Here is a 21,576-nt window from a genome sequence, read left to right on the forward strand (position 1 = left end):
GTGTTGGCGCAGGGTATGAATTTGCTTCAGCTCCCTTTCCTCGGATCCATGCTGCCACGCGCGGCCCTGTCGCTCGTGGCCGCGTGTCTCGTGGTTTCCTGCGCCACCGCCCCGGATGTCCCGGAGCGTCAGGCCGAGAACCGCCCCCCTTCCGTTGCCGCGGACGCCGGCTTCGACCGGGTCATGCTCCAGGCCTACCGGGCGATCGGCGACCGCCATCTCTACGAGCCCAATTTCCGCAATCTTTCGGTCGAAGCCTATCGCGGCTTCGTCAGCAGCGACCCGTCGCTCGTCCTCGAGGCCAGCGACAGAACGCTGGTGGTGAAGCGCGACGGCAAGGAGATCCTGGTCCGCCCCGTCCCCGCCGACACCGCGGATGCGCGGGCCTGGGGAACGACCCTGGTCGAACTGATGTCCGGTTCGCTCGATGCGTCACCTGCTCTGCAGAAGACCGACCGGCAGGCGCTCATCCGGCAGGCGATGACCGCGACGACCAAGCAGCTCGACCGCAACAGCCGCTATGCCGATCCGGACGAGGCGCGGGACAACCGCTTCCAGCGCGACGGCGGCGGCGGCATCGGTATCACCGTCGAGCGGACCGACGAGAAGAAGATCCTGATTCGTGCCGTCCAGGAGGGCTCTCCCGCCGACAGGGCCGGGGTGAAGGTCGGCGACCAGATCCTCGCCATCGATTCCGAATCGATGATGGACCGCCCGCTATCGGACGTCGTGGCCAAGCTGCGCGGCCCGGTCGGTGCGGCCGTCACCATGACCGTGCTGCGCCCCTCGCAGGGCGCCGAGATCAGCGTGCCGATGAGGCGCGGCCGGATCGTGCCGACGACGGTGGTCTACGAGCGCCGCGGCGACGTGGCGCTGATCCACCTCACCGGCTTCAACACCGCGACGACCGAGAATCTGCGCGCCGCCCTCGACAAGGCCAGGGCCGACATCGGCAAGGACCTGACCGGGGTGATCATCGACATGCGCTCCAATCGCGGCGGCCTGCTCGACCAGGCCCAGTCGGTGTCGGAAGTGTTCATTGGCGACGGCACGATCTTCTCGACCAACGGGCGGCACCCCGACAGCCGGCGCACCTACCGCAGTTCGAACGGCCGCCCCAATGCCGGCCAGCTCCCGATCGTCGTCCTGATGAACGGCGGCTCGGCTTCGGCGGCCGAGATCGTGGCGGCGGCCCTGCAGGACCGCGGCCGCGCCGTGGTGATCGGGACCACCAGCTATGGCAAGGGGACCGTCCAGACGGTCGTCCGTCTGGCCAACGAAGGCGAACTGATCCTCACCTGGTCGCGTCTGCAGGCCCCGTCCGGCTACACCTGGAACGAGCTGGGCGTGCTGCCCAACATCTGCACCTCCAAGGTCGGCGATGCCAGCAAGGTCGGCACGGCCACAGTCGATTCCAACCATGCTTCGCTGATGCGCTGGCACGCGCTGCGCAACCCGACCCAGCAGGAGGTCGCCGACCTGCGCAAGATCTGCCCGCCGGGCGATGCCGCCCCGGAGGCCGACGTCGATCTGGCCGTCCGCCTGCTGCGGGATCGGGCCCTTTATGCCCATGCCGTGCAATCTGCGACCTACCAGGCCGCCGCCCGTCCCTAGGCTCTGCGCTTGACACGGCACGCCTGCTGACTACTTTGCACGCCTCTGCGAATTCGCCCTCCAGGGCTTAAGGACAATCGACATGGCCAAGCCGACTTCCATCCTGATCAAGATGATCTCCAGCGCCGACACCGGTTTCTTCTACGTGACCAAGAAGAACCCGCGCACCAAGACCGAGAAGCTCGAACTCAAGAAGTACGATCCGGTCGCGCGCAAGCACGTCGTGTTCAAGGAATCGAAGATCAAGTAGCAACCTGCCGCTCTGCAGGTTCGACGACCGAGCCGCCCTTCCGGGCGGCTTTTTCGTGGGATAGGCTCCCGCGCAATCCAACGAGGAGGAGAGAGACTATGAGCGCCCAGCTTTCGCGCGACGACTGGAAAGGCCGCATTGGCGGCCTCAGCTACCGGAACCAGGCCTTCATCGGCGGCAAATTCACGGCGTCGCTGACCGGCAAGACCTTCGATTGCGTCAACCCGGCCACGGGCCAGGTCCTGACCAAGGTCGCCGCCTGCGAGCAGGCCGACGTCGATGCCGCCGTGAAGGCCGCGCGCGCCGCCTTCGAGAAGGGCACCTGGGCCAACATGGCGCCGGCCCAGCGCAAGCGCATCATGCTGAAGCTCGCCGACCTCATGATGAAGAACCGCGAGGAGCTGGCGCTGCTCGAGACCCTCGACATGGGCAAGCCGATCGCCTTCTCGACCACCGTCGACGTCCCGGGCTCGGCCAACACGGTGCAGTGGTTCGGCGAGGCGATCGACAAGATCTACGACGAGGTCGCCCCGACCCCGGGCAACGTCATCGCCATGATCACGCGCGAGGCCGCCGGCGTGGTGGCCTGCGTCGTGCCGTGGAACTTCCCGCTGCTCATGGCCTGCTGGAAGATCTCGCCCGCACTGGCCGCCGGCAACTCGGTGATCCTGAAGCCCGCCGAGCAGTCTCCCCTCACCGCGCTGCGCCTCGCCGAACTGGCGGCAGAGGCCGGAATCCCCGAGGGCGTGTTCAACGTGCTGCCGGGCTTCGGCGAAACCGCTGGCCAGGCGCTGGGCCGCCACATGGACGTCGACGTGCTGGCCTTCACCGGCTCGACCGAAGTCGGCAAGTACTTCCTGCGCTACTCCGGCGAATCCAACATGAAGCAGGTCTGGCTGGAGTGCGGCGGCAAGTCGCCGAATATCGTGCTGGCCGACGCCCCGAACCTCGACGTCGCCGCCCGCCGCACGGCGTTCGGCATCTGGTTCAACCAGGGCGAGGTCTGCACCGCCGGCTCGCGCCTGATCGTCGAGGACAAGATCAAGGACGAGTTCCTCGCCAAGGTCATGGCGATCGGCCAGAAGATGATGCCGGGCGACCCGCTCGACCCCAAGACCCAGATGGGCGCCATGGTCGACGAGACCCAGACCAAGCGCGTCATGGGCTACATCGACGCCGGCCAGAAGGAAGGCGCGAAGCTCGCCATGGGCGGCAAGCAGGTGCACATCGACAATGCCGGCTCGTTCATCGAGCCGACGGTGTTCGACAACGTCGACAACCGGATGAAGATCGCCCAGGAGGAGATCTTCGGGCCGGTACTATCGGTCATCCCGGTCAAGGATGCCGAGCAGGCTCTCACCGTCGCCAACGACACGATCTACGGCCTCGCCTCCGCGATCTTCACCTCCGACATCAACAAGGCCTTCAAGTTCTCGAAGGCCCTGCGCTCGGGTTCGGTGTGGGTCAACACCTACGATGGCGGCGACATCACCACGCCGTTCGGCGGCTACAAGCAGTCGGGCAACGGCCGTGACAAGTCCCTGCACGCCTTCGACAAGTTCACGCAGATGAAGACGACCTGGATCCAGCTCGGCTGATCCGGCCCGTTCGAACGAAGCCGCGCCGGTGATCGCCCGGCGCGGCTTTTTTTGTGACGATACCGGACCGAAACACCTGCCGCGGTCACCGCGTGCCGGCGAGAATCGCCTCGGTCGTCGTCACCTCCGCATACTCTCCGTCCAGCAGCGCCAAAGTCAGTTGATGCACGTCCTCGGCCGGCCAGAGCCGACCGGTCAGGTCACGCTTGTCGCACGACCAGCAGGCATCGCCCGGCAGGCGAACCCGGAATCCCAGGTTGGCGGCCACGCGCACGGTCGCCTCGACCGAGTTGGCGAGCAGGGCCCCACAGATCACGAGCGGCGGCTTTTCTCCACCCGCACCCGCCATCGCCTGCAGGCCGGCCGCCAGGCCGGTGCCGATGAAGGCGCTATGCACCGTCTTGGCCACCACCATCTCGCCATCGCGCGGGGCCGTGAGCGGCAGGAATTCGTTGCCCTCCTGGCCCGGCCGGAACGGCGAGTCCGGCCGCGTCCCGTCATGCTTCACATGGACGGTCGGTGCGCCGCGCCGGCGCCAGTCGGCCAGCAGACGCGCGATATTCGCTTCGGCATCCGGATTGTTGCGGGGTCCCCACTTGGGATGAAGCATGGCCTTTTGCTGGTCGATCAGGATCAGTACGTCGTCCGCCATCCTGCCTTGTCCCCTTGCTTCCGCCGCCCAATGCTAGTCGAGTGGAGGCATGACCGTCATGCGCCGTCGCGAACCGCCGGAAAGCGCATTCCTCGAGGGCCTCGCCCAGTCCTACTACTGGGACTCCCATGAAGCGCCGCTGCGCCGGCCCGATCTCACCATCACGGAAATCTACCTCGCGCTCTTCGCCCATCATCCGCGATGGGCGCGCTGGCTTCTCATCCTGCGAGGCTGGATCGTGGCCCCCTTCGGTCTCCGCAGGAGCACCGCGTCGGCATTCGACACGATCGAGATCAAGCCCGCCTATGCGGTCGGCGAAAAGATCGCCCGTTTCACGCTGTACGCGCAGAACGACACCGAGATCGTCACCGGCGGCGACGACCGTCATCTGGATTTCCGGGTGTCGGTCCGCAAGCTGTCCCGCGACGGTTCGGACCGGGTGGTGCTGTCGACGGCGGTGAGCCCGCACAACCTGTTCGGCAGGGCCTATCTCTTCGTCATTCTTCCTTTCCACCGTCTCGGCGTCAGGGCGCTGCTGGCCAACGCCGTCCGCGCGGGACGGGTCTGATACCGCGCCAGTCATGCAATTTCTGTCTCTTGTGCGCTCCCCCGCTTGGTAGTCGAATTTCAGGAACAACAACCAAGGAGGAAACGATGCAGTTCGGTTACTTCACCATGCCGTCTCATCCACCCGAGCGGTCGCTGAAGGACGGCCACGAATGGGATCTCCAGGTGATTCGCTGGCTCGACGAGCTGGGCTTCACCGAAGCCTGGATCGGCGAGCATCACACCGCGCCGTGGGAGCCTCACCCTTCGCCCGACCTGCTGGTGGCGCAGGCGCTGATGCAGACCAAGAACATCCGCCTCGGGCCCGGCGGCTTCCTGCTGCCCTACCATCACCCGGCCGAACTCGCGAACCGCGTGGCCATGCTCGACCACATCTCGGGCGGCAGGCTCAACTTCGGCGTCGCCGCGTCCGGCCTGCCCAGCGACTGGGCGATGTTCAACGTCGATGGCATGTCCGGCACCAACCGCGAGATGACGCGCGAGGCGCTCGACATCATCCTGAAGCTCTGGTCGGCGAACGAGCCGTTCGACTACAAGGGCAAGTACTGGCACGTCACCAAGCCCGACACGATGTTCGGCTTCCTCAAACCGCACATCAAGCCGCTGCAGGCCCCGCATCCGCCGATCGGCGTCGCCGGCCTCTCAAAGGGCTCGGACACGCTGAAGCTCGCCGGCGAGAAGGGCTACATCCCGATGAGCCTCAACCTCAATCCGGCCTACGTGAAGAGCCACTGGGAATCGGTCGAGACCGGCGCCGCCAAATCCGGTCGCACCCCCGATCGCGGCCAGTGGCGCATGGTGCGCGAGGTGTTCGTGGCCGACACCGACGAGGAAGCAATGCGCCTGTCGGTGGGCTCGCACATGGGCCGCATGATGCGGGAATACTTCCTGCCGCTGCTGTCCCAGTTCGGCTTCTTCGAATACCTGAAGCACGATCCGGCAGACGCCGATTCGGACGTGACGCCGGAATACTGCGCCAGGCACAACTGGATCGTGGGCTCGCCGCGGACGGTCGTCGAGAAGATCGAGAAGATCTACGACGAGGTCGGCGGGTTCGGGCAGCTGCTGGTCTTCGGCTTCGACTATGTCGAGAACCCGCAGGCCTGGCGCCATTCGCTCGAGCTTCTGTCGAAGGAGGTGCTGCCGAAAGTGCAGCACCTCAAGCCGAGGATGCAGCGACTCGCGGCCGAGTAGCACGCCCGACAAAGGAAAGGCCCCGGCGCCGAAGCGACGGGGCCTCTTCTGTCTGCGTCAGGCTGCGACCGGGACGGCCTTGCCGGTCGCCGAGGCGACACTGCCGTGCAGATGCGCGACCAGAGCGTCGTCGAGCTTGAGGCGCGCCGCCAGCATGCCGAGGTAGCCGCGCTCGGCGGCATTGTCGACGTCGATGGCGAGCAGCGACGCGGCATAGATCTCGGCCGCCTCTTCCGGTGTCGCGGCGGCCGCGGCCACCGCGTCGACGTCGAGCTTGGCCCGCAGTTCGTCCATCACGAAGGCCTTGTCGTCGGCATCGAGGGGCAGCTTGTCCATCTCGGCGAAGATGCGAGCCTGTTCCTGGGCGTCGACATGGCCGTCGGCCTTGGCGGCGGCGATCATCGCGCGAAGCAGGTGGCGCGCCAGGGTCTGCTGGCCCGCCTCGGTCGAGGGATTGAACGGCGTGCCGCTGGGGGCCGGCAGCATCGGCACCGGCGCGCTCGGCGCCTGGGCGACCGGCGGGGCCTGGCGACCGGCCTGCCAGTCGTTGTAGGCCTTGTAAGCCAGGGCGCCGACCGCGGCCATGCCGCCCAGCTTGAGCGCTTCGCCGCCGATCTTGCGGCCGGTCTTGCTGCCCAGCAGCAGCGCCGCCAGCCCGCCGGCCAGCGCGCCGCCGCCCGCGCCGCTCAGGAATCCGCCCGGACCGCCCTGCCCCCCGGGCTGGCCACCGGGCTGGCCACCGGCGATACCACCCAGTCCGCCCAGGCCACCGCCCTGGCCGCCCATGAACTGTTCCAGCAAACGCTTCGCATCAAACATGTCGCCTCGCTTCATTATAGTACGCGAGGTCAGTTGATGTGCGATTGTGGCAAAAGCTGGCGTTTCAAGCGCGCTTCGAGAGAAAAGCGGCAGCCGCGAACCCGCAGGCCGCGATCAGCATGATGCCGGCCAGCCCCCAGAGAACCGGCGTGTACCCGCCGAACGCCCCCCACGCGAGCGACGCCAGCACCGGCCCCGCCGCGCGCATGACGTTGGTCGGCATCGTGAGCGCCCCCGAGACCACGCCGTAGCCCTCCGGACCGATGAACTCCGGCACCGCCATGCCGCGCAGGATTGTCACCAGACCGTTTGCGATGCCGTAGACGACCGCGAAGAGGATGAGCGGATAGACGTCGGTTATGCCGGTCGCGAGGAAGCCCATCGAGATCGGGAAGGCGAAGTAGATCAGCGCGCCGAGCTGGATCGTGGTGATGTGGCGTTGCCCCACCATCAGGAGCACCCGACCGAACACCTGCATGGGGCCGATCAGCGCGATGATCGCCATGACGACGCCGATCGGCACGCCCCGGTCGTCGAGCAGCGGGATGAGATGGAAGCTCATGGCCGAGAAGGCGAGTCCGTAGCCGGCGAAGGCCACGACCAGCCCCCAGAAGGCCGGCACGCGGATCGCGGTCGCCAGCGGACTCCTCTTGGCGCCCCCCTCCTCGAGCGGTTTCGGCGCGGCGATAGGCACCGCCTCTTCCTGCGGTCCCGGAACGATCAGCCAGTGCATCGCGGCGACCCCGAGCACGATGAGCGCCATCACATCGAGCGCCAGCCGCCATCCGATCTCTCCGATCAGAAACTGCGCGAAGGGAATGCCGAAGGTGCTGGCCAATCCGCCGAGGAATGTCATCAGCAGGATGGCCTGCCTGTAGCGCGGCCCGTACACGCGCGTGATCACCGCGAAGGCGGGCTCGTAGAGGGTGACGGCCTGGCAGGCGCCCAGTCCCACCCACAGCACGTAGAACATCGGCAGCGAGTCGATGCGGGACCACAGGAGAAAAAGCACCGCGGCCAGCACCGAACCGCCGGTCATGAGGAGGCGGCCATGCCCACGGTCGATCCAGGCGCCCACGGGAATCGAGCACAGCCCCGCCGTGAGCAGCCCCGCGGACAGGGCACCGAACATGGCGCTGCGTGACCAGCCGAGCTCTTCGGTCATCGGCACCACGAACAGGGGAAACGTGTAGTAGACGAGCCCCCAGGTGATGAGCTGGCCGAGCGACAGCATCCACAGGATCGTAGACGGGCGCTTTCGCCACGCTTTGCGCCCCTTCTCCTCCGCCATAATGCCGCCCGTTCCGCTCGCTTCTCTACAGGCGGAGAGTCTAACGCCCCGCCGCCGATGAGGATACACGCATGACAGCGACCAAGCGCATCAACCTCGCCCTGCAAGGTGGTGGCAGCCACGGCGCCTTCACGTGGGGCGTTCTCGATGCGCTGATCGAGGACGGAAGGCTCGAGTTCGAAGCCGTCAGCGGCACCAGCGCCGGCGCCATGAACGCCGCCATCTTCCTGCAGGGGTGGGCCAAGGGCGGTCCGGCCGGCGCCCGCTCCGCACTGGCCGCCTTCTGGGGTGAGCTGGGAAGCATGTCGATCGCCAGTCCGATCCGGCGAACGCCGCTCGACCGCCTGCAGGGCAACTGGAACCTCGACGACTCACCCGGCGCCCTGTGGGCCGACCTGATCCAGCGCACCCTCACGCCCTGGCAGCGCAACCCGCTGAAATACGATCCGCTGCGCGACCTGCTCACCCGCCACTTCGACCAGGACGCCGTCCGCGCCTGCCACCAGATCAAGGCCTTCATCGCCGCCACCAACGTGGCGACCGGCAAGGTGCGCATCTTCACGCGCGAGGAACTGTCGATCGACGCCCTGCTGGCATCGGCCTGCCTTCCCAGCATCCATGAGGCCGTCGTGATCGACGGCGAACCCTATTGGGACGGCGGCTTTCGTGGCAACCCGCCGATCTGGCCGTTCATCTACAACAGCGAGAGCGAGGACGTCGTCATCGTCGAGGTCGATCCGCCCGGTCGCGCAGAGGTTCCGCGGTCCAACGCCGAGATCGCGGACCGCCTGAACGAGATCACGTTCGGCGGCGCCTTGATGGCCGAGATGCGCGCCATCGCCTTCGTGCAGGAGCTGATCGACAAGGGCGCGGTGACCGGCGAGTTCGGCGAACGCCTGCGGAAACTCCTGATCCACTCGATCAGCGACGCCCCGACCCTGGCGCCGCTCGGGGCAGTCAGCAAGTTCAACATCGAGCCGGAGTTCCTCGACCACCTGTTCCAGGCCGGCCGTGCCGCCGCAACCGGATGGCTGGCCTCGACGTTCGACAAGATCGGCGTGGAGAACAGCATCGACATAAGGGCACGCTTCCTGTGAGATCGACGGCAAGCAAACAGGGAGAAGAACGATGAGGCGGCTTGTTGCGGGCATGGCGGCCGTCGCCGCACTCACGGCCTCCCTCTCGACTCCCGCGCAGGCCTGCACGCGAACGCTCTATGTCGGCGAGGGCAACCTCGTCCTCACCGGGCGCAACATGGACTGGAAGGAGGACATGTCCTCCAACCTCTGGACGTTGCCGGCCGGCATGAAGCGCAACGGCGCGGCCGGTCCCAAGTCCGCCGAATGGACCTCGAAATACGGCAGCGTGATCGTATCGGGCTACGAGGCCGGCAGCACCGACGGCATGAACGAGAAAGGGCTGGTCGCAAACCTGCTCTATCTCGCGGAATCGCAGTATCCCAAGCCCGTGCCGGGCAAGCCCGATCTTTCCCTGTCCACCTGGCTGCAATACGTGCTCGACAATTTCGCCACTGTGGTCGAGGCCGTCGAGGCGCTCCGGGCCGAGCCTTTCAACGTCTTCGCTCCGGCGTTGCCCAACGGCGCGCCGTCGACGCTCCACCTTTCCCTCTCGGACGCCTCGGGCGATTCGGCCATCCTCGAGTATGTGAACGGCAAGCTCGTGATCCATCACGGCAAGCAGTACACCGTCATGACCAACTCGCCGGTCTACGACGAGCAGCTGGCGCTCGACACCTACTGGAAGGGCATCGGCGGCCTCACCTTCCTGCCCGGCACCAACCGGGCGGCCGATCGCTTCGCGCGCGCCTCCTTCCTGCTGTCCGCGATCCCGCGCGCAAAGGACGAGAACTACCTGAAGGGTGTGCCGGGGCAGTCCTTCACCTACCAGGCCGTGGCCAGCGTCATGAGCGTGATGCGGGCGGTCAGCGTGCCGCTCGGCATCACCACGCCGGACCAGCCCAACATCTCGTCGACGATCTGGCGGACCGTCTCGGACCAGAAGAACCTCGTCTACTATTTCGACTCGGCCACGCGACCCAACACGTTCTGGGTCTCGTTCGACAGGCTCGACCTGAAGCCCGGCGCTCCCGTGAAGAAGCTGACCATTCAGGACGGCGAGGTCTTTTCCGGTGAGACGTCGGGCCAGTTCAAGCCGGCCGATCCCTTCAAGTTCCTGCCCGCAACCCCGTAGGAGCCCATGCGCATCGGCATCGATCTCGGCGGCACGAAAATCGAAGGCATCGTCCTGGACGATAGCGGCGCCGAACGCGTGCGCCTGCGCGTGCCCACGCCACGCGAAAGCTACGATGCGACGCTCGATGCGCTTTCCGTCATGGTCCAGAATCTCGAGGCCCAGGCCGGCGCCCGCTGCCGCATCGGCATCGGCCATCCCGGCGCGATCTCTCCCGCGACGGGCCTGGTGAAGAACGCGAACTCCACGCGGCTCAACGGTCGGCCGCTCGACGTCGACCTGAAGAAGCGCCTCGGTCGCGACGATGTCCGCTTCTCCAACGACGCCAACTGCTTCGCCGTCTCGGAGGCGGCGGACGGCGCCGGCGCCGGCGCGCCGGTGGTTTTCGGCGTGATCCTCGGGACGGGCGTCGGCGGCGGCATCGTCATAGACGGCAGGCCGCTGGTCGGGGCGCAGGCGATCGGCGGCGAATGGGGGCACAACGCGCTGCCCCTGCCCCGCGACGACGAGCGGCCCGGCCCGCAGTGCTATTGCGGCCGCAAGGGCTGCGTCGAGGCCTGGCTGAGCGGCCCGGCCTTCCAGGGCCAGTACGCGAGCGCGGCCGGCCGCGAACTGCGCGCCACCGACATTCCCGAGGCTGCCGCGAAGGGAGATGCCATCGCGGCAGCGTGCTTCGAGCGCTACTGCGACCGCCTCGCCCGCGCGCTCGCCAACGTGATCAACCTGCTCGACCCGCACGTCATCGTGCTGGGCGGCGGCCTCTCGAAGATCCCGCAGCTCTACGAGCGTGTTCCCGAATTGTGGAAGGACTACATCTTCTCGGAGCGCGACCGCATCGCGACCATGCTGCGCCCACCGGTGCATGGCGATTCCAGCGGCGTTCGCGGCGCCGCGTGGTTGTGGCCTGCTTAACGCGCAATATTGTCAGCCTGAGCGAAGTGAAGGATCTCGCGCTCGCGAAGGAGTTCCCTGGTCGGTCTGTCAGATCCTTCGCTGTGCTCAGGACGACAGCGTCAGCAGCGCGCCTGGAAGCGCTTACTTGCCACACTCGGGCTTTGGAATCGGCTCGAGGCGGGTGATGCGGTATTCGATGCCGCCCTCGCCCTGCTCGTGGGTGCCGTAGAGTTCGATGCCGTTGTCGAGCGTGACACTGCTCATCTCGAAGGCCGGCTCGCCCTGGCCCTTCGATTCGGCGTCGAAGAAGCCGGCCCGGTAGTAGATGCGGGTGCGGCCGTCGACCATCTCTTCCCCGCCGTCGGGGATCTTCACGTCGGCCAATCGCTTCGGCACCCTGCCGATGACGGCATTGACCTGCTGCGGCGGCTTCACCTTGTCGCCGAAGAAGAACAGCGCATCGAAGCTGTTTTCGCCCGCCCTGGCGGCGCGGATGGTGGCGCGTGCAATCGCGACCGGGAAGAGTGTCCCCTTGGGCAGCGCCACGGTCTGCCCCTCGGGATCGGTGAACCGCGCCTGCCCCGTGCCGTCATCCGACATGACCGCATCGCCCTTGATCAGGCTGGTCTGCTTGCCGCCGGCCACCGAGCGATGTTCGAAGGTGAGCCTCCGGCCATCCTTGCTCTCGGTCATCTGCGTCTGCTGTTCGCTCACCACCGCCGAACGCTGGCCGGAGGCTTCGAGGCGCAGGCGCTGGTAGATGACGTAGCCGTCGCAGGTCTGCTTCAGCTCGTAGGCGTAGGTCCCGCGCGTCCCGTCGCTCGGCTTCCCGTTCTCGATCGCGCCCACTTCGTAGACGGCCCGATGGGGCGCCATCTCCTGAGCCATCACCGGAGTGGCCAGGCAGGCGAGAACGGCGGCAGGCACCAGCAGGCGGCAATTCAGCATCGTGGCCTCGGCAGGGCTTGGAGTTGAACGAGACGTGAATCCACGGCGAACTCGCCGTAGTCGAGCAACATCGAGCGGGCGATACCGTTGCCCAGCAAGTCGAGGGCCAATTCGTACTCGGGATGGGCGCCCTGGTCACCCGTCGCGAAGAAGGCGAAGCGCACGCCCCATGAGGGTTGATTGCGCAGCAGCGCGACGTCGCCGCGGACCACCGGCGCTCCGGTCTGCCGGGGTGGCCGGCCGATCACCGCGTTGACCTGGAAGGCACCGTCGAGGCGCGCGCCGTCGAACACCAGGTAGGACGCCGATTTGTCACCGTCCCGCGCGTGGCGGAGCACGAGGGCCAGATGGGTCGTCGGAAACAGCGTGCCGGCCGGAAGCTCGAAGCTGCGCGCCTCCGGGAGCGAGAACGACGCCCGTCCCTTGGCCCCCGGTGCATCGAGATCGGCAGTGCCCCGCAACTCCTCCTCGACCTCGTCGTCCTGGATGTTGCGCACGCTGAACCTCAGCGCCAGACCGTCCTTGGTCTCGTAGCTTGTAAAGCTAGAATCCGTCGAGAATTCGTCGCCGTCGTTGCGCAGGAACTTGAGTTTGATGCGCTGCTTGACCTCCCACCCCTCGCAGGCCTCGACGGTCTCGAGGACCATGCGGCCCGTGACTTCCATGATCCCGCTGTTGGCGCGCGCCACCGACAGCTTCATGTCGTAGGTCGCCCGGTGCGGAACGAGCGGGAAGTCAGGCTGCTGCGCGTCGGCGCCTCTTATCCACAGGCCCAGCAACACAAGAGCGCCGACCGCGGCGACAACGACCGCTGTTTGGATGCGAGGACGGCGAAAACTATGCGTGGTCAACTGACGAGGGCTTGGGAGGCTAGGCCTTGTAGCCGGGCTGCCAAGCGTAATATCCATGCGCGCGGAATACCAGAATGATCGCCTGCGTCAGGGCTACACAGGGAGGAATTTTTCGATGAGCAAAGGCAAGCCCCGGGTCCTGGCGACCCGGCACTTCCCGCCCGACGTCGAGGCACGCCTGGCGGCAAACTTCGACGCCCAGCTCAACCCCGAGGACAGGCTCTACGACGGTCCCGCCCTGGCCAGGGCCGCCGACGGGTTCGACGCCATCATGTGCGCGGCGGGCGATGCCCTGAACGCCGCGACGATCGCCACCCTGCCCGCCTCCGTCCGCATGATCGCAACCTTCTCGGTCGGCTACGAGCATGTCGACGTCGCCGCGGCAGCCAAGCGAAACATCGTGGTCAGCAACACGCCCGACGTGCTGACCGACGCCACCGCCGACATCACCCTGCTCTGCCTGCTGGGCGCGGCGCGCCGGGCGCACGAGGGGGCGAGCATGCTGCGGGCCCACAAATGGGTCGGCTGGACCCCGACGCAGCTGATGGGCACCCACGTCACCGGCAAGCGACTGGGCATCCTGGGCATGGGCCGTATCGGCCAGGCGACGGCAGACCGGGCGCGCGCCTTCCGCATGCAGATTCACTATTCGAACCGCAGCCGGCTGGCCCCCGACCTCGAGAAGGGCGCCGTCTTCCACGCCAATGCCGACGACATGCTGCCCCATTGCGACTTCCTGTCGATCAACGCGCCGATGACGCCGGCGACCGCCAAGTGGGTGAATGCCGAGCGGATCGCGAAGCTGCCCAAGGGGGCCATCGTGGTGAACACGGCGCGCGGCGGCGTGGTCGACGACGAGGCGCTGATCGCGGCCCTGAGGAGCGGCCACCTGGCCTCCGCCGGCCTCGACGTCTTCGACGGCGAGCCCCGTATCCATCAAGGTTACTACGACCTGGAGAACGCGTTCCTGCTGCCGCACATGGGCTCGGCCACCGTCGAGACGCGCAACGCGATGGGCTTCAAGGCGCTCGACAATCTCGAGGCCTTCCTGCTCAGGGGGCAGTCGCCGCCGGACCTCGTGAAGGCTTCTTAGGCGAGCGCTGCGCGGTCTTCGGCTTCTTGGACTTGGACCGGGTCGTCGAGGCCGCCGCCTTTGCCGGCGCCGTCGCGGGCGCGCTGGCAGCTGCCGGTTCGGCGCTGGCGGTCATCGGCCCCTCGGCGGCGGACGGTAGCGCCGTCGGCGTCTTGTAGGCCGCGGCATCCCAGCTCGTGGCCGGGGCGTTGGGCGCCGGCCGCAGCGGCGCCGTGTATTCGACGCCGCTCTCCGACACGGAGCGCTGCGGTTCTGTGTAATCGGTATTGTAGGGATCGGTGCCGTCGGCGCGGGCCGAGCAGATCTGGCGGCCCCTGAACACGCGCCAGACCGCGCAATCCTGCTTGGTCACGACCGAAGCGATATGGTCCGTCGAGGTCTTCTCGGAAGTCGCCAGAAGACCGCCGTCCGCCGCATAGCTCGCCGCAGACACGGCGACGGGAACGCCGCAGGCGCCCGTGAGCAGGGCCTGCCCCACCACCAATGGCAGGACGAGGAAAACGGAGAGCTTAAATGAGCTCATAATCTTCTTTATAAAAAGACTATAACTCATTGATCGTACTGAACCTTTCCGGTTCAGTCAATTTGCACTCTCCGTACCAGACCTAGTCCTTCTTGGCAGGCGGCAGACGCAACCCGATGTGCAGCTCGCGCAGCTTCTCGGCGGGCACTTCGGCCGGCGCATCCATCATCAGGTCGACCGCCGACTGGTTCATCGGGAAGGTGATGATCTCGCGGATGTTGGGCTCGTCGGCCAGCAGCATGACGATGCGATCGACGCCCGGTGCGGCACCGCCGTGCGGGGGCGCGCCGAACTTGAAGGCGTTGAGCATGCCGCCGAAGCGGGCCTCGACCTCTTCCTTGCTGTAGCCGGCGATGCCAAACGCCTTGTACATGATCTCCGGCTTGTGGTTCCGGATGGCGCCCGAGCACAGCTCGATGCCGTTGCAGACGATGTCGTACTGCCAGGCCTTGATGGTCAGCGGGTCCTGCGTCTCCAGCGCCTCGAGCCCGCCCTGGGGCATCGAGAACGGGTTGTGGCTGAAGTCGATCTTCTTCAGCTTGTCGTCGTACTCGAACATCGGGAAGTCGACGACCCAGCACAGTGCGAACTGGTCCTCGTCGATCACGCCCAGCTCCTGGCCGATCTTGGTGCGCGCCTGGCCGGCGAACTTCCAGGCCGTGTCGGCCGTGTCGGCCACGAAGAACACCGAATCGCCGTCCTCGGCGCCGGTCAGCTCCTTGAGCTTGGCCAGCCGCTCGTCGGCCACGAACTTGGCGATCGGGCCCTTGCCGGCCCCGTTCTCCAGGGTGATGTAGCCGAGACCCGGCTTGCCCTCGCCCTGGGCCCAGCTGTTCAGCTTGTCGAAGAAGCTGCGCGGCTGGCTGGCGGCCTTGGGCGCCCGGATGGCACGCACCACGCCGCCCTTGGCGACGATGCCGGCGAACACCTTGAAGTCGGAGCCGGCGAAGACCTCGCCCACCTCGAAGATCCGCAGCGGGTTGCGCAGGTCGGGCTTGTCGGTGCCGAACGACAGCAGCGCCTCGGCGAACGGGATACGCGGGAACGGGAAGGCCGAGACCTTGCGCGGCGTTTCGCGGTTGAAGGAGGCAAACTCCTGGAACACCCCGCCCAGCACCGGCTCGATCGCCTCGAACACATCTTCCTGGGTGACGAAACTCATCTCGAAATCGAGCTGATAGAACTCGCCGGGCGAGCGGTCGGCGCGCGCATCCTCGTCACGGAAGCACGGCGCGATCTGGAAGTATCGGTCGAAGCCCGACACCATCAGCAGCTGCTTGAACATCTGCGGCGCCTGCGGCAGCGCGTAGAACTTGCCGGGATGCAGACGGCTCGGCACCAGGTAGGAGCGCGCGCCCTCGGGGCTGTCGGCGGTCAGGATCGGCGTCTGGAACTCGGTGAAGCCCTGGTCGATCATCCGGCGGCGCAGACTGGCGATCACCTGGCTGCGCAGCATGATGTTCTTGTGCAGCTTGTCCTTGCGCAGGTCGAGGAAGCGGTACTTGAGCCGCAGCTCCTCCGGCGTGGTGTCGTTCTCCTGATAGACCGGGATCGGCAGCGGCTCGGCCATCGACTGGACGACCATCTCCGCGGCATCCAGCTCCACGGCGCCGGTCGCCAGCTTGGCGTTCACCGTCGAGGGCTCGCGGGCCACGACCTTGCCGGTCACGGTGATCACGCTCTCGTTACGCACGCCCTCGGCTGTCTTGAAGACCGGGCTCGAAACGTCCACCACCACCTGGGTCACGCCATAGTGATCGCGCAGGTCGATGAACAGCAGATTGCCGTGGTCGCGCTTGCGCTGCACCCAGCCTGAAAGACGGGCCTGCTGGCCGACATGCTCGGGCCGCAACTGGCCGCACGTATGGGTTCGGTAGACTGAAGACATTACGTATTTTCCGGGTTTTGAGGCCCGGCAAAAGGCACCCAAAGCCGAGCCAAGTCAAGGGATTGGCCACTTTCCGTTCACGGCAACTTTGCCGGAGCCGCCGCCGGGTCTATAGATCGTTCCCAATGAAGCTCATCACCACGACCGACGAGTTAGCGGCTTTCTGCAAGCCTCTCGCCGATACCGAGTTTGTCGCCGTCGACACCGAGTTCATGCGTGAGCGGACCTACTGGCCCAAGCTCTGCCTGGCCCAGGTCGCCGGCCCCGACGACGCGGCCGCGATCGACACGCTGGCCGAGGGCATCGACCTCGCCCCGCTCGACGAGCTGATGCTGAACCCCAAGGTCCTGAAGGTCTTCCACGCCGCCCGCCAGGACCTCGAAATCTTCTACCTGCGCCTCCAGAAGGTGCCGGGCCCCCTGTTCGACACCCAGGTCGCCGCCATGGTCTGCGGCCACGGAGAGGCCGCCTCCTACGAATCGCTCGCAACCCGGCTGGCCAAGGCCAAGATCGACAAGTCGAGCCGTTTCACAGACTGGAGCCGCCGCCCGCTCAGCGAGCGTCAGATCACCTACGCCCTGTCCGACGTCACCCATCTTCGGGTGGTCTACGAGAAGCTGAAGAAGCAGCTCGACAAGACCGGCCGGTTCTCCTGGATCGCCGAGGAAATGGCCGTCCTGAACGACCCGGCGACCTATCGCGCCGACCCCGAGCAGGCATGGCGCCGGCTGAAGCCGCGCGGCGCCTCGCCGCGCGTCATGGCGATCCTGAAGGAGGTTGCCGCCTGGCGCGAGCGGACGGCGCAGCGCATCGACATCCCGCGCCAGCGCCTGCTGCGCGACGAACAGCTCCTGGAGATCTCCGCCCACGCCCCGAAGTCGATCGAGGAACTGGCCGCTACCCGCGGCCTCGGCCGTGGCTTCGCCGAGGGCTGGCAGGGCCGCGAACTGATGGAGGCGATCGAGCGGGCGCGCGCCCTGCCCGAATCGGAGCTGCCGGTGCGTGACCGGGCGCCGGAGCAGATCCGCGCCCCCGGCGCCATCGTCGATCTGCTGCGCACCCTGCTGCGCCTCAAGGCGGAACAGGCCGGCGTCGCCGGCCGGCTCGTGGCCAGCGCCGACGAACTCGACCGCCTGGCCGCCGGCAAGCGCGACATCGCAGCCCTCAAGGGCTGGCGGCAGGACGTGTTCGGTGGCGACGCCGTAGACCTGATCGAAGGCCGCCTCGCGCTGGCGCTGGCGGGCGACCAGCCTAAGCTCATCAGGCTGCCATCGGAATCCTGAGTTTCCCGGGAGCGCACCTTTTGAGTGGCGCGCTCCAGTGACGCTCAGGCCGACACGATCATCGGCTTGAGGTCGAAGGCCTGCGCCGCGGTCTCGAGGCGCCGGGCCGTGACATCGCCCAAACTGCGCTTGAGAGCCGCCGGCACCAGCAGCCGCAGCTCGCGGTCGGTGCGGCGCAGCTGGAGCTGCGGCAGGAGGCCCGGCGCACCGCCGCTCAGATTGTAGGCGAGCCGGAGGCAGGCGCCGAGGCGCCGTGCGTAGCTGCGGGCCTTGCCGTCGGTCAGGCGCAGGGCCGTGTCGATCATCGCGGCCTTGAGGTCGCTCTTGTAGCGATAGGTCAGCGCCATCGCGAGGATCGCCCGCTCGCGGTGGCTCATGCCGGGCGCCGGAAGGTGCAGCACGCGGAAGTAGGCTTGGTCGGCGCGGTAGTCGGGATGATCGTCCCACGAGATGTCGCTCAGATGGCAGGCCGCGGTCCGCAGCACCCGATCGCCCGCGCTTTCGTCGTCGAAGGCCGGCGTCAGCCAGTCGAAGATTTCCTGCGGCGACAGGTCGAAGCGGCGCCAGCCGACACCCTGCTCCTCGGCGAAGGCGATCAGCGGATGGGACGTCCGCTCCGCCTCGCTCAGCCGTGAAAAGTAGAAGCCCTCGCGCAGGCCGAATGCCGAGAAGACGACGCTCCTCGGCTTCAGCGCGACCAGCAGCTTGTCGAGCGCCAGGCAGGCGAGCGGCAACGTGTCGACGCGTCGGCGCGACACGCCCGGCATCTTCTCCAGCGACTTGGCGCTCTGCACGGCGATCAGGCGCGCCACCGCCCGCGCCTCCTCCGCCGAAATCTCGTACTGGTGGATGATGTGCAGCGGATAGCCCGCCTGCTCCATGTGCAGGCGCGCGAAGGACCGCCAGGCGCCGCCCACGGCGTAGAAGGTCTTGCCCTGCTCCTCGCGCAGCCAGCGCACGTTCTCGATCGCATCGGCGACGATCTTGCGGGGATCGCCCCTGCCGGACGACATCAGGCGCAGCGGACCGACTGGCAGGGTGCTGGACGCGCCGAGCTGCCCTTTGGACATCGAAACGAGTTCGAGGCTGCCGCCGCCCAGGTCGCCCATGACGCCGTCGGCATCGGGAATGCCGCAGATCACGCCGTAGCCCGAATAGCGAGCCTCGTCCTGTCCGCTCACCGTGTGCGCGACGATCCCCGGACGGCTGGCGAGCTGGCGCATGAAGTCCGCACCGTCGGCGGCATCGCGAACCGCCGCCGTGGCCAGCAGGTCGAGCGACGTCACCTTCATGTTGTGGGCGAGCGTCACGAAGCGATCGATGTTGGCCAGCGCCATCTCGACCCCCTCGGGGTTCAGACGGCCGGTGGCGTCGAGACCGCGCGCGAGACCGCACAGGACCTTTTCGTTGAAGACAGGAAGAGGCGCGCGACTTGCGCGCTCGTAGACGACCAGACGGATCGAATTCGAGCCGACGTCGATGATGCCGACGCGGCCCTTTTCCTGGGGGCTGCGCGCGGCGGAGGCGCCTGCAATCGGGTGGCCGTCCATGCGCGCCCCGTCTAGCCGAATCCGCGAGGGATTACAGCGTCGGAAGGGGCGCGACCCGACGCCGCTGGCCCGGTCGCCGCTTCACGTCAGGAACTCAAGACCAGCCGCGGCACAGCACCGCTCAGCTTGAGCGCGCTGCCGCGGCCGGAGAGCGACGGGTTCGTCATGAAATAGTGATGCGCGATGAACGGCTCCTTGCTGGTCTGGGGCCGGCGATAGTCTCCGTCGGGGGTCATAAGCCAGCTCTGGCCGTCATCCTTCAGGTTCGCGACCATGATCTGGTCGAGCACCTGTTCGTGCACGGTCGGGTTTTCAACCGGGCACAGAAGCTCGACACGGCGGTCGAGGTTGCGCGGCATCCAGTCGGCCGACGACAGGAAGACCTTGGCCTGCAGTGACGGCAGCGCCTTGCCGTTGCCGAAGCAGATGATGCGCGCATGCTCGAGGAAGCGCCCGACCATGCTCTTGACGCGGATATGCTGGCTGAGCCCCGGCACGCCCGGCCGCAGGCAGCAGATGCCGCGCACCACGAGATCGATCTGCACGCCGGCCTGCGAAGCGGTGTAGAGCCGGTCGATCAACGCCGGGTCGACCAGCGAGTTGAGCTTGGCCCAGATGGCGGCGGGCTTTCCCGCCTGGGCATTCGCGATCTCCGCATCGATCAGGCTGTAGAGCGTCGGACGCAACGTCACCGGCGCGAAGGCGATCTTCTCCATCTGCTCGGGGCGGGCGTAACCGGTCATGTAGTTGAACAGACGCGCGGCATCGCGGCACATCGCCGGGTCGCAGGTGAAGAACGACAGGTCGGTGTAGATGCGCGCCGTGATCGGGTGATAGTTGCCGGTGCCGAAATGCACGTAGGTGCGAATGGAATTTGCCTCGCGCCGCACCACCATCGAGACCTTGGCGTGCGTCTTGAGGTCGATGAAGCCGTAGACGACCTGCACGCCCGCGCGCTCGAGGTCGCGCGCCCAGCGGATGTTGGCTTCCTCGTCGAAGCGCGCCTTGAGCTCGACCAGCGCCGAGACGGTCTTCCCCGCTTCCGCCGCCGCAATCAGTTCCTTCACGATCGGCGAGTCGGCGCTGGTGCGATAGAGCGTCTGCTTGATCGCCACGACGGCCGGGTCGCGCGCCGCCTGGCGCAGGAACTGCACGACGACGTCGAAGCTCTCATAGGGATGATGGACGACGATGTCCTTCTCGCGGATCGCGGCGAAGCAGTCGCCGCCGAAATCGCGGATACGCTCGGGGAAGCGGGCATTGTAGGGCTCGAACTTCAGGTCGGCCCGGTCGTCGACGATCACGGCCTTCACGTCGACGATGTTCAGCATGCGATCGAGATGGAAGACATGGACGCTCTGGGTCTGCGCCGGCACTTCGAGCTGGTCGAACAGGAAGTCGCGCAGTTCGGCCGGCATGGCACTGTTGACCGAGATCGAGATGAGATCGCCGCGGCGGCGGCGCTTCAGCGCGCTCTCGTAGAGCAGCACGAGATCCTCGGCCTCCTCGTTGATCTCGACGTCGCTGTCGCGGATCAGCCGGAAGAAGGCGCGCTCGATCACCTCGTACCCGGGGAACAGGCGCGGCAGATAGATATCGATCAGGTCTTCCAGGGGCAGGAAACGGATGTCGCTGCCCGGCAGGCGGACGAAGCGGTCGACCTGCGGCGGCAGCGGCAGCAGCGCCATCAGCGGACGCCGGTCGTCGCGGCGCTGCAGCTTGAGGATGGCCGAGAAGCCGCCGTTGGGAATGAAGGGGAACGGATGCGCCGGATCGATCGCGAGCGGCGTCAGGATCGGAAAGACCTGGTCGATGAAGTAGGTGTCGAGCCAGCTCCGCTCCGCCTCCGTGAGTTCACCCGCGTCGAGTACGGCGATACCGGCCTCGCGCAGGTCGTCCTGAAGGGCGGCCCAGACGTCCTGCTGATGCGCCATCAGGATCGAGGCGCGGTCGAGAATGGCAGCGAGCTGTTCGGCCGGCGTCAGCCCGTCGTCGCTGAGCAGCGTCGACCGCGTCTGCAGCATGTCGACCAGGCCGGCCACGCGCACCATGTAGAATTCATCGAGATTGGCCGCCGAAATCGAGAGGAAGCGCACCCGCTCCAGCAGCGGATGGCGCTTGTTGGTGGCCTCCTCGAGGACGCGCGTATTGAAGGCCAGCCACGAGAGTTCCCGATTGATGAAGCGTCGGGGACTGTCGGGTGTAATCTCGAGCGAAGCCGGATCGGCGGAGTTGAGCGCGTCCATGTGGACCCCAACCGGGGCACTCTCCCTGAAATTATGCACAGGGACGGTAGCGTCTCTACATGTCGGTGTCATGGCAATTCACTAAACCATTGTTCCGGATGGAT

The 21,576-nt window shown here is 66.8% G+C and carries 19 protein-coding genes; 10 read left to right on the plus strand and 9 right to left on the minus strand.

Translation table 11 applies throughout. The annotated features are described in order from the left end of the window. The first annotated feature begins 15 nt into the window (after positions 1-15). From LJ725_RS24520 to LJ725_RS24530, 3 genes are all read left to right on the plus strand, one after another. A complete protein-coding gene (locus LJ725_RS24520) occupies positions 16-1,614 on the plus strand; it encodes a S41 family peptidase (RefSeq protein WP_230553582.1) in 1,599 nt (532 codons plus the stop codon). An 82-nt stretch (positions 1,615-1,696) separates the two neighbouring features. Next, entirely contained in the window at positions 1,697-1,864 is a 168-nt protein-coding gene (gene rpmG, locus LJ725_RS24525; protein ID WP_020696277.1) for a 50S ribosomal protein L33, read from the plus strand. A 98-nt stretch (positions 1,865-1,962) separates the two neighbouring features. Further along, complete coding sequence (locus LJ725_RS24530; RefSeq protein ID WP_230553583.1) at positions 1,963-3,462, plus strand: aldehyde dehydrogenase; 1,500 nt, start codon at positions 1,963-1,965, stop codon at positions 3,460-3,462. A gap of 85 nt (positions 3,463-3,547) precedes the next feature. Here LJ725_RS24530 and LJ725_RS24535 read toward each other — a convergent pair whose 3' ends face one another. Continuing rightward, complete coding sequence (locus LJ725_RS24535; RefSeq protein WP_230553584.1) at positions 3,548-4,114, minus strand: cysteine hydrolase family protein; 567 nt, start codon at positions 4,112-4,114, stop codon at positions 3,548-3,550. Positions 4,115-4,163: 49 nt separating this feature from the next. Here LJ725_RS24535 and LJ725_RS24540 point away from each other — a divergent pair, with 49 nt between their 5' ends. Both LJ725_RS24540 and LJ725_RS24545 read left to right on the plus strand, forming a co-directional pair. Continuing rightward, positions 4,164-4,682: a DUF2867 domain-containing protein gene (locus LJ725_RS24540; protein ID WP_230553585.1), complete on the plus strand. Its 519-nt coding sequence runs from the start codon at positions 4,164-4,166 to the stop codon at positions 4,680-4,682. Positions 4,683-4,768: 86 nt separating this feature from the next. After that, the gene (locus LJ725_RS24545) at positions 4,769-5,875 is read left to right on the plus strand and encodes an LLM class flavin-dependent oxidoreductase (protein ID WP_230553586.1); all 1,107 of its coding nucleotides are present in this window, start codon (positions 4,769-4,771) and stop codon (positions 5,873-5,875) included. A 57-nt stretch (positions 5,876-5,932) separates the two neighbouring features. Here LJ725_RS24545 and LJ725_RS24550 read toward each other — a convergent pair whose 3' ends face one another. Continuing rightward, complete coding sequence (locus LJ725_RS24550) at positions 5,933-6,694, minus strand: tellurite resistance TerB family protein (protein ID WP_230553587.1); 762 nt, start codon at positions 6,692-6,694, stop codon at positions 5,933-5,935. 64 nt (positions 6,695-6,758) lie between these two features. Then, positions 6,759-7,928 (minus strand): MFS transporter, encoded by a 1,170-nt coding sequence (locus LJ725_RS24555; RefSeq protein WP_230553588.1) that lies wholly within the window; start codon positions 7,926-7,928, stop codon positions 6,759-6,761. Positions 7,929-8,056: 128 nt separating this feature from the next. On the opposite strand from LJ725_RS24555, the gene LJ725_RS24560 reads away from it, so the two are divergent. Genes LJ725_RS24560 through LJ725_RS24570 form a run of 3 tightly spaced genes read left to right on the plus strand, consistent with a single transcriptional unit; the run spans position 8,057 to position 11,108 of the window. Further along, a complete protein-coding gene (locus LJ725_RS24560) occupies positions 8,057-9,082 on the plus strand; it encodes a patatin-like phospholipase family protein (protein WP_230553589.1) in 1,026 nt (341 codons plus the stop codon). Positions 9,083-9,113: 31 nt separating this feature from the next. Further along, positions 9,114-10,196 (plus strand): linear amide C-N hydrolase, encoded by a 1,083-nt coding sequence (locus LJ725_RS24565; RefSeq protein WP_230553590.1) that lies wholly within the window; start codon positions 9,114-9,116, stop codon positions 10,194-10,196. 6 nt (positions 10,197-10,202) lie between these two features. Beyond that, positions 10,203-11,108: an ROK family protein gene (locus LJ725_RS24570; RefSeq protein ID WP_230553591.1), complete on the plus strand. Its 906-nt coding sequence runs from the start codon at positions 10,203-10,205 to the stop codon at positions 11,106-11,108. A 123-nt stretch (positions 11,109-11,231) separates the two neighbouring features. On the opposite strand, the gene LJ725_RS24575 is transcribed toward LJ725_RS24570, so the two are convergent. Both LJ725_RS24575 and LJ725_RS24580 read right to left on the minus strand, forming a co-directional pair. Then, positions 11,232-12,038 (minus strand): EipB family protein, encoded by an 807-nt coding sequence (locus tag LJ725_RS24575; protein ID WP_230553592.1) that lies wholly within the window; start codon positions 12,036-12,038, stop codon positions 11,232-11,234. After that, entirely contained in the window at positions 12,032-12,817 is a 786-nt protein-coding gene (locus LJ725_RS24580) for an EipB family protein (protein ID WP_230553593.1), read from the minus strand. The genes LJ725_RS24575 and LJ725_RS24580 overlap by 7 nt, the downstream gene beginning before the upstream one ends. A 187-nt stretch (positions 12,818-13,004) precedes the next feature. Between LJ725_RS24580 and LJ725_RS24585 the strand changes: the two genes are divergently transcribed. Further along, positions 13,005-13,982: a 2-hydroxyacid dehydrogenase gene (locus tag LJ725_RS24585; RefSeq protein WP_230553594.1), complete on the plus strand. Its 978-nt coding sequence runs from the start codon at positions 13,005-13,007 to the stop codon at positions 13,980-13,982. On the opposite strand, the gene LJ725_RS24590 is transcribed toward LJ725_RS24585, so the two are convergent. Both LJ725_RS24590 and aspS read right to left on the minus strand, forming a co-directional pair. After that, the gene (locus tag LJ725_RS24590) at positions 13,942-14,505 is read right to left on the minus strand and encodes a hypothetical protein (RefSeq protein WP_230553595.1); all 564 of its coding nucleotides are present in this window, start codon (positions 14,503-14,505) and stop codon (positions 13,942-13,944) included. The genes LJ725_RS24585 and LJ725_RS24590 overlap by 41 nt on opposite strands. Before the next feature lie 82 nt (positions 14,506-14,587). Continuing rightward, entirely contained in the window at positions 14,588-16,393 is a 1,806-nt protein-coding gene (gene aspS, locus LJ725_RS24595; protein WP_230553596.1) for an aspartate--tRNA ligase, read from the minus strand. Positions 16,394-16,518: 125 nt separating this feature from the next. Between aspS and rnd the strand changes: the two genes are divergently transcribed. Next, positions 16,519-17,676: a ribonuclease D gene (gene rnd / locus LJ725_RS24600; protein ID WP_230553597.1), complete on the plus strand. Its 1,158-nt coding sequence runs from the start codon at positions 16,519-16,521 to the stop codon at positions 17,674-17,676. A 44-nt stretch (positions 17,677-17,720) separates the two neighbouring features. On the opposite strand, the gene LJ725_RS24605 is transcribed toward rnd, so the two are convergent. Together LJ725_RS24605 and LJ725_RS24610 are read right to left on the minus strand one after the other, a co-directional pair. Further along, positions 17,721-19,226 (minus strand): Ppx/GppA phosphatase family protein, encoded by a 1,506-nt coding sequence (locus tag LJ725_RS24605; protein ID WP_230553598.1) that lies wholly within the window; start codon positions 19,224-19,226, stop codon positions 17,721-17,723. A gap of 86 nt (positions 19,227-19,312) precedes the next feature. Beyond that, positions 19,313-21,472, minus strand: a complete 2,160-nt coding sequence (locus tag LJ725_RS24610) for an RNA degradosome polyphosphate kinase (RefSeq protein WP_230553599.1) — start codon at positions 21,470-21,472, stop codon at positions 19,313-19,315. Between the last annotated feature and the right edge of the window lie 104 nt (positions 21,473-21,576).

This window comes from Reyranella aquatilis (genome assembly GCF_020880995.1).
Lineage (GTDB): Bacteria > Pseudomonadota > Alphaproteobacteria > Reyranellales > Reyranellaceae > Reyranella > Reyranella aquatilis.

Coding starts and splice junctions, on each gene's coding strand:
- LJ725_RS24530 (WP_230553583.1), top strand. CDS start 1,963: ATGAGCGCCCAGCTTTCGCGCGACGACTGGAAAGGCCGCATTGGCGGC.
- LJ725_RS24585 (WP_230553594.1), top strand. CDS start 13,005: ATGAGCAAAGGCAAGCCCCGGGTCCTGGCGACCCGGCACTTCCCGCCC.
- LJ725_RS24610 (WP_230553599.1), bottom strand. CDS start 21,472: ATGGACGCGCTCAACTCCGCCGATCCGGCTTCGCTCGAGATTACACCC.
- LJ725_RS24590 (WP_230553595.1), bottom strand. CDS start 14,505: ATGAGCTCATTTAAGCTCTCCGTTTTCCTCGTCCTGCCATTGGTGGTG.
- LJ725_RS24605 (WP_230553598.1), bottom strand. CDS start 19,226: ATGGACGGCCACCCGATTGCAGGCGCCTCCGCCGCGCGCAGCCCCCAG.
- LJ725_RS24560 (WP_230553589.1), top strand. CDS start 8,057: ATGACAGCGACCAAGCGCATCAACCTCGCCCTGCAAGGTGGTGGCAGC.
- LJ725_RS24555 (WP_230553588.1), bottom strand. CDS start 7,928: ATGCTGTCGCTCGGCCAGCTCATCACCTGGGGGCTCGTCTACTACACG.
- LJ725_RS24550 (WP_230553587.1), bottom strand. CDS start 6,694: ATGTTTGATGCGAAGCGTTTGCTGGAACAGTTCATGGGCGGCCAGGGC.
- LJ725_RS24545 (WP_230553586.1), top strand. CDS start 4,769: ATGCAGTTCGGTTACTTCACCATGCCGTCTCATCCACCCGAGCGGTCG.
- LJ725_RS24520 (WP_230553582.1), top strand. CDS start 16: ATGAATTTGCTTCAGCTCCCTTTCCTCGGATCCATGCTGCCACGCGCG.
- rnd (WP_230553597.1), top strand. CDS start 16,519: ATGAAGCTCATCACCACGACCGACGAGTTAGCGGCTTTCTGCAAGCCT.
- aspS (WP_230553596.1), bottom strand. CDS start 16,393: ATGTCTTCAGTCTACCGAACCCATACGTGCGGCCAGTTGCGGCCCGAG.
- LJ725_RS24565 (WP_230553590.1), top strand. CDS start 9,114: ATGAGGCGGCTTGTTGCGGGCATGGCGGCCGTCGCCGCACTCACGGCC.
- rpmG (WP_020696277.1), top strand. CDS start 1,697: ATGGCCAAGCCGACTTCCATCCTGATCAAGATGATCTCCAGCGCCGAC.
- LJ725_RS24540 (WP_230553585.1), top strand. CDS start 4,164: ATGACCGTCATGCGCCGTCGCGAACCGCCGGAAAGCGCATTCCTCGAG.
- LJ725_RS24535 (WP_230553584.1), bottom strand. CDS start 4,114: ATGGCGGACGACGTACTGATCCTGATCGACCAGCAAAAGGCCATGCTT.
- LJ725_RS24575 (WP_230553592.1), bottom strand. CDS start 12,038: ATGCTGAATTGCCGCCTGCTGGTGCCTGCCGCCGTTCTCGCCTGCCTG.
- LJ725_RS24570 (WP_230553591.1), top strand. CDS start 10,203: ATGCGCATCGGCATCGATCTCGGCGGCACGAAAATCGAAGGCATCGTC.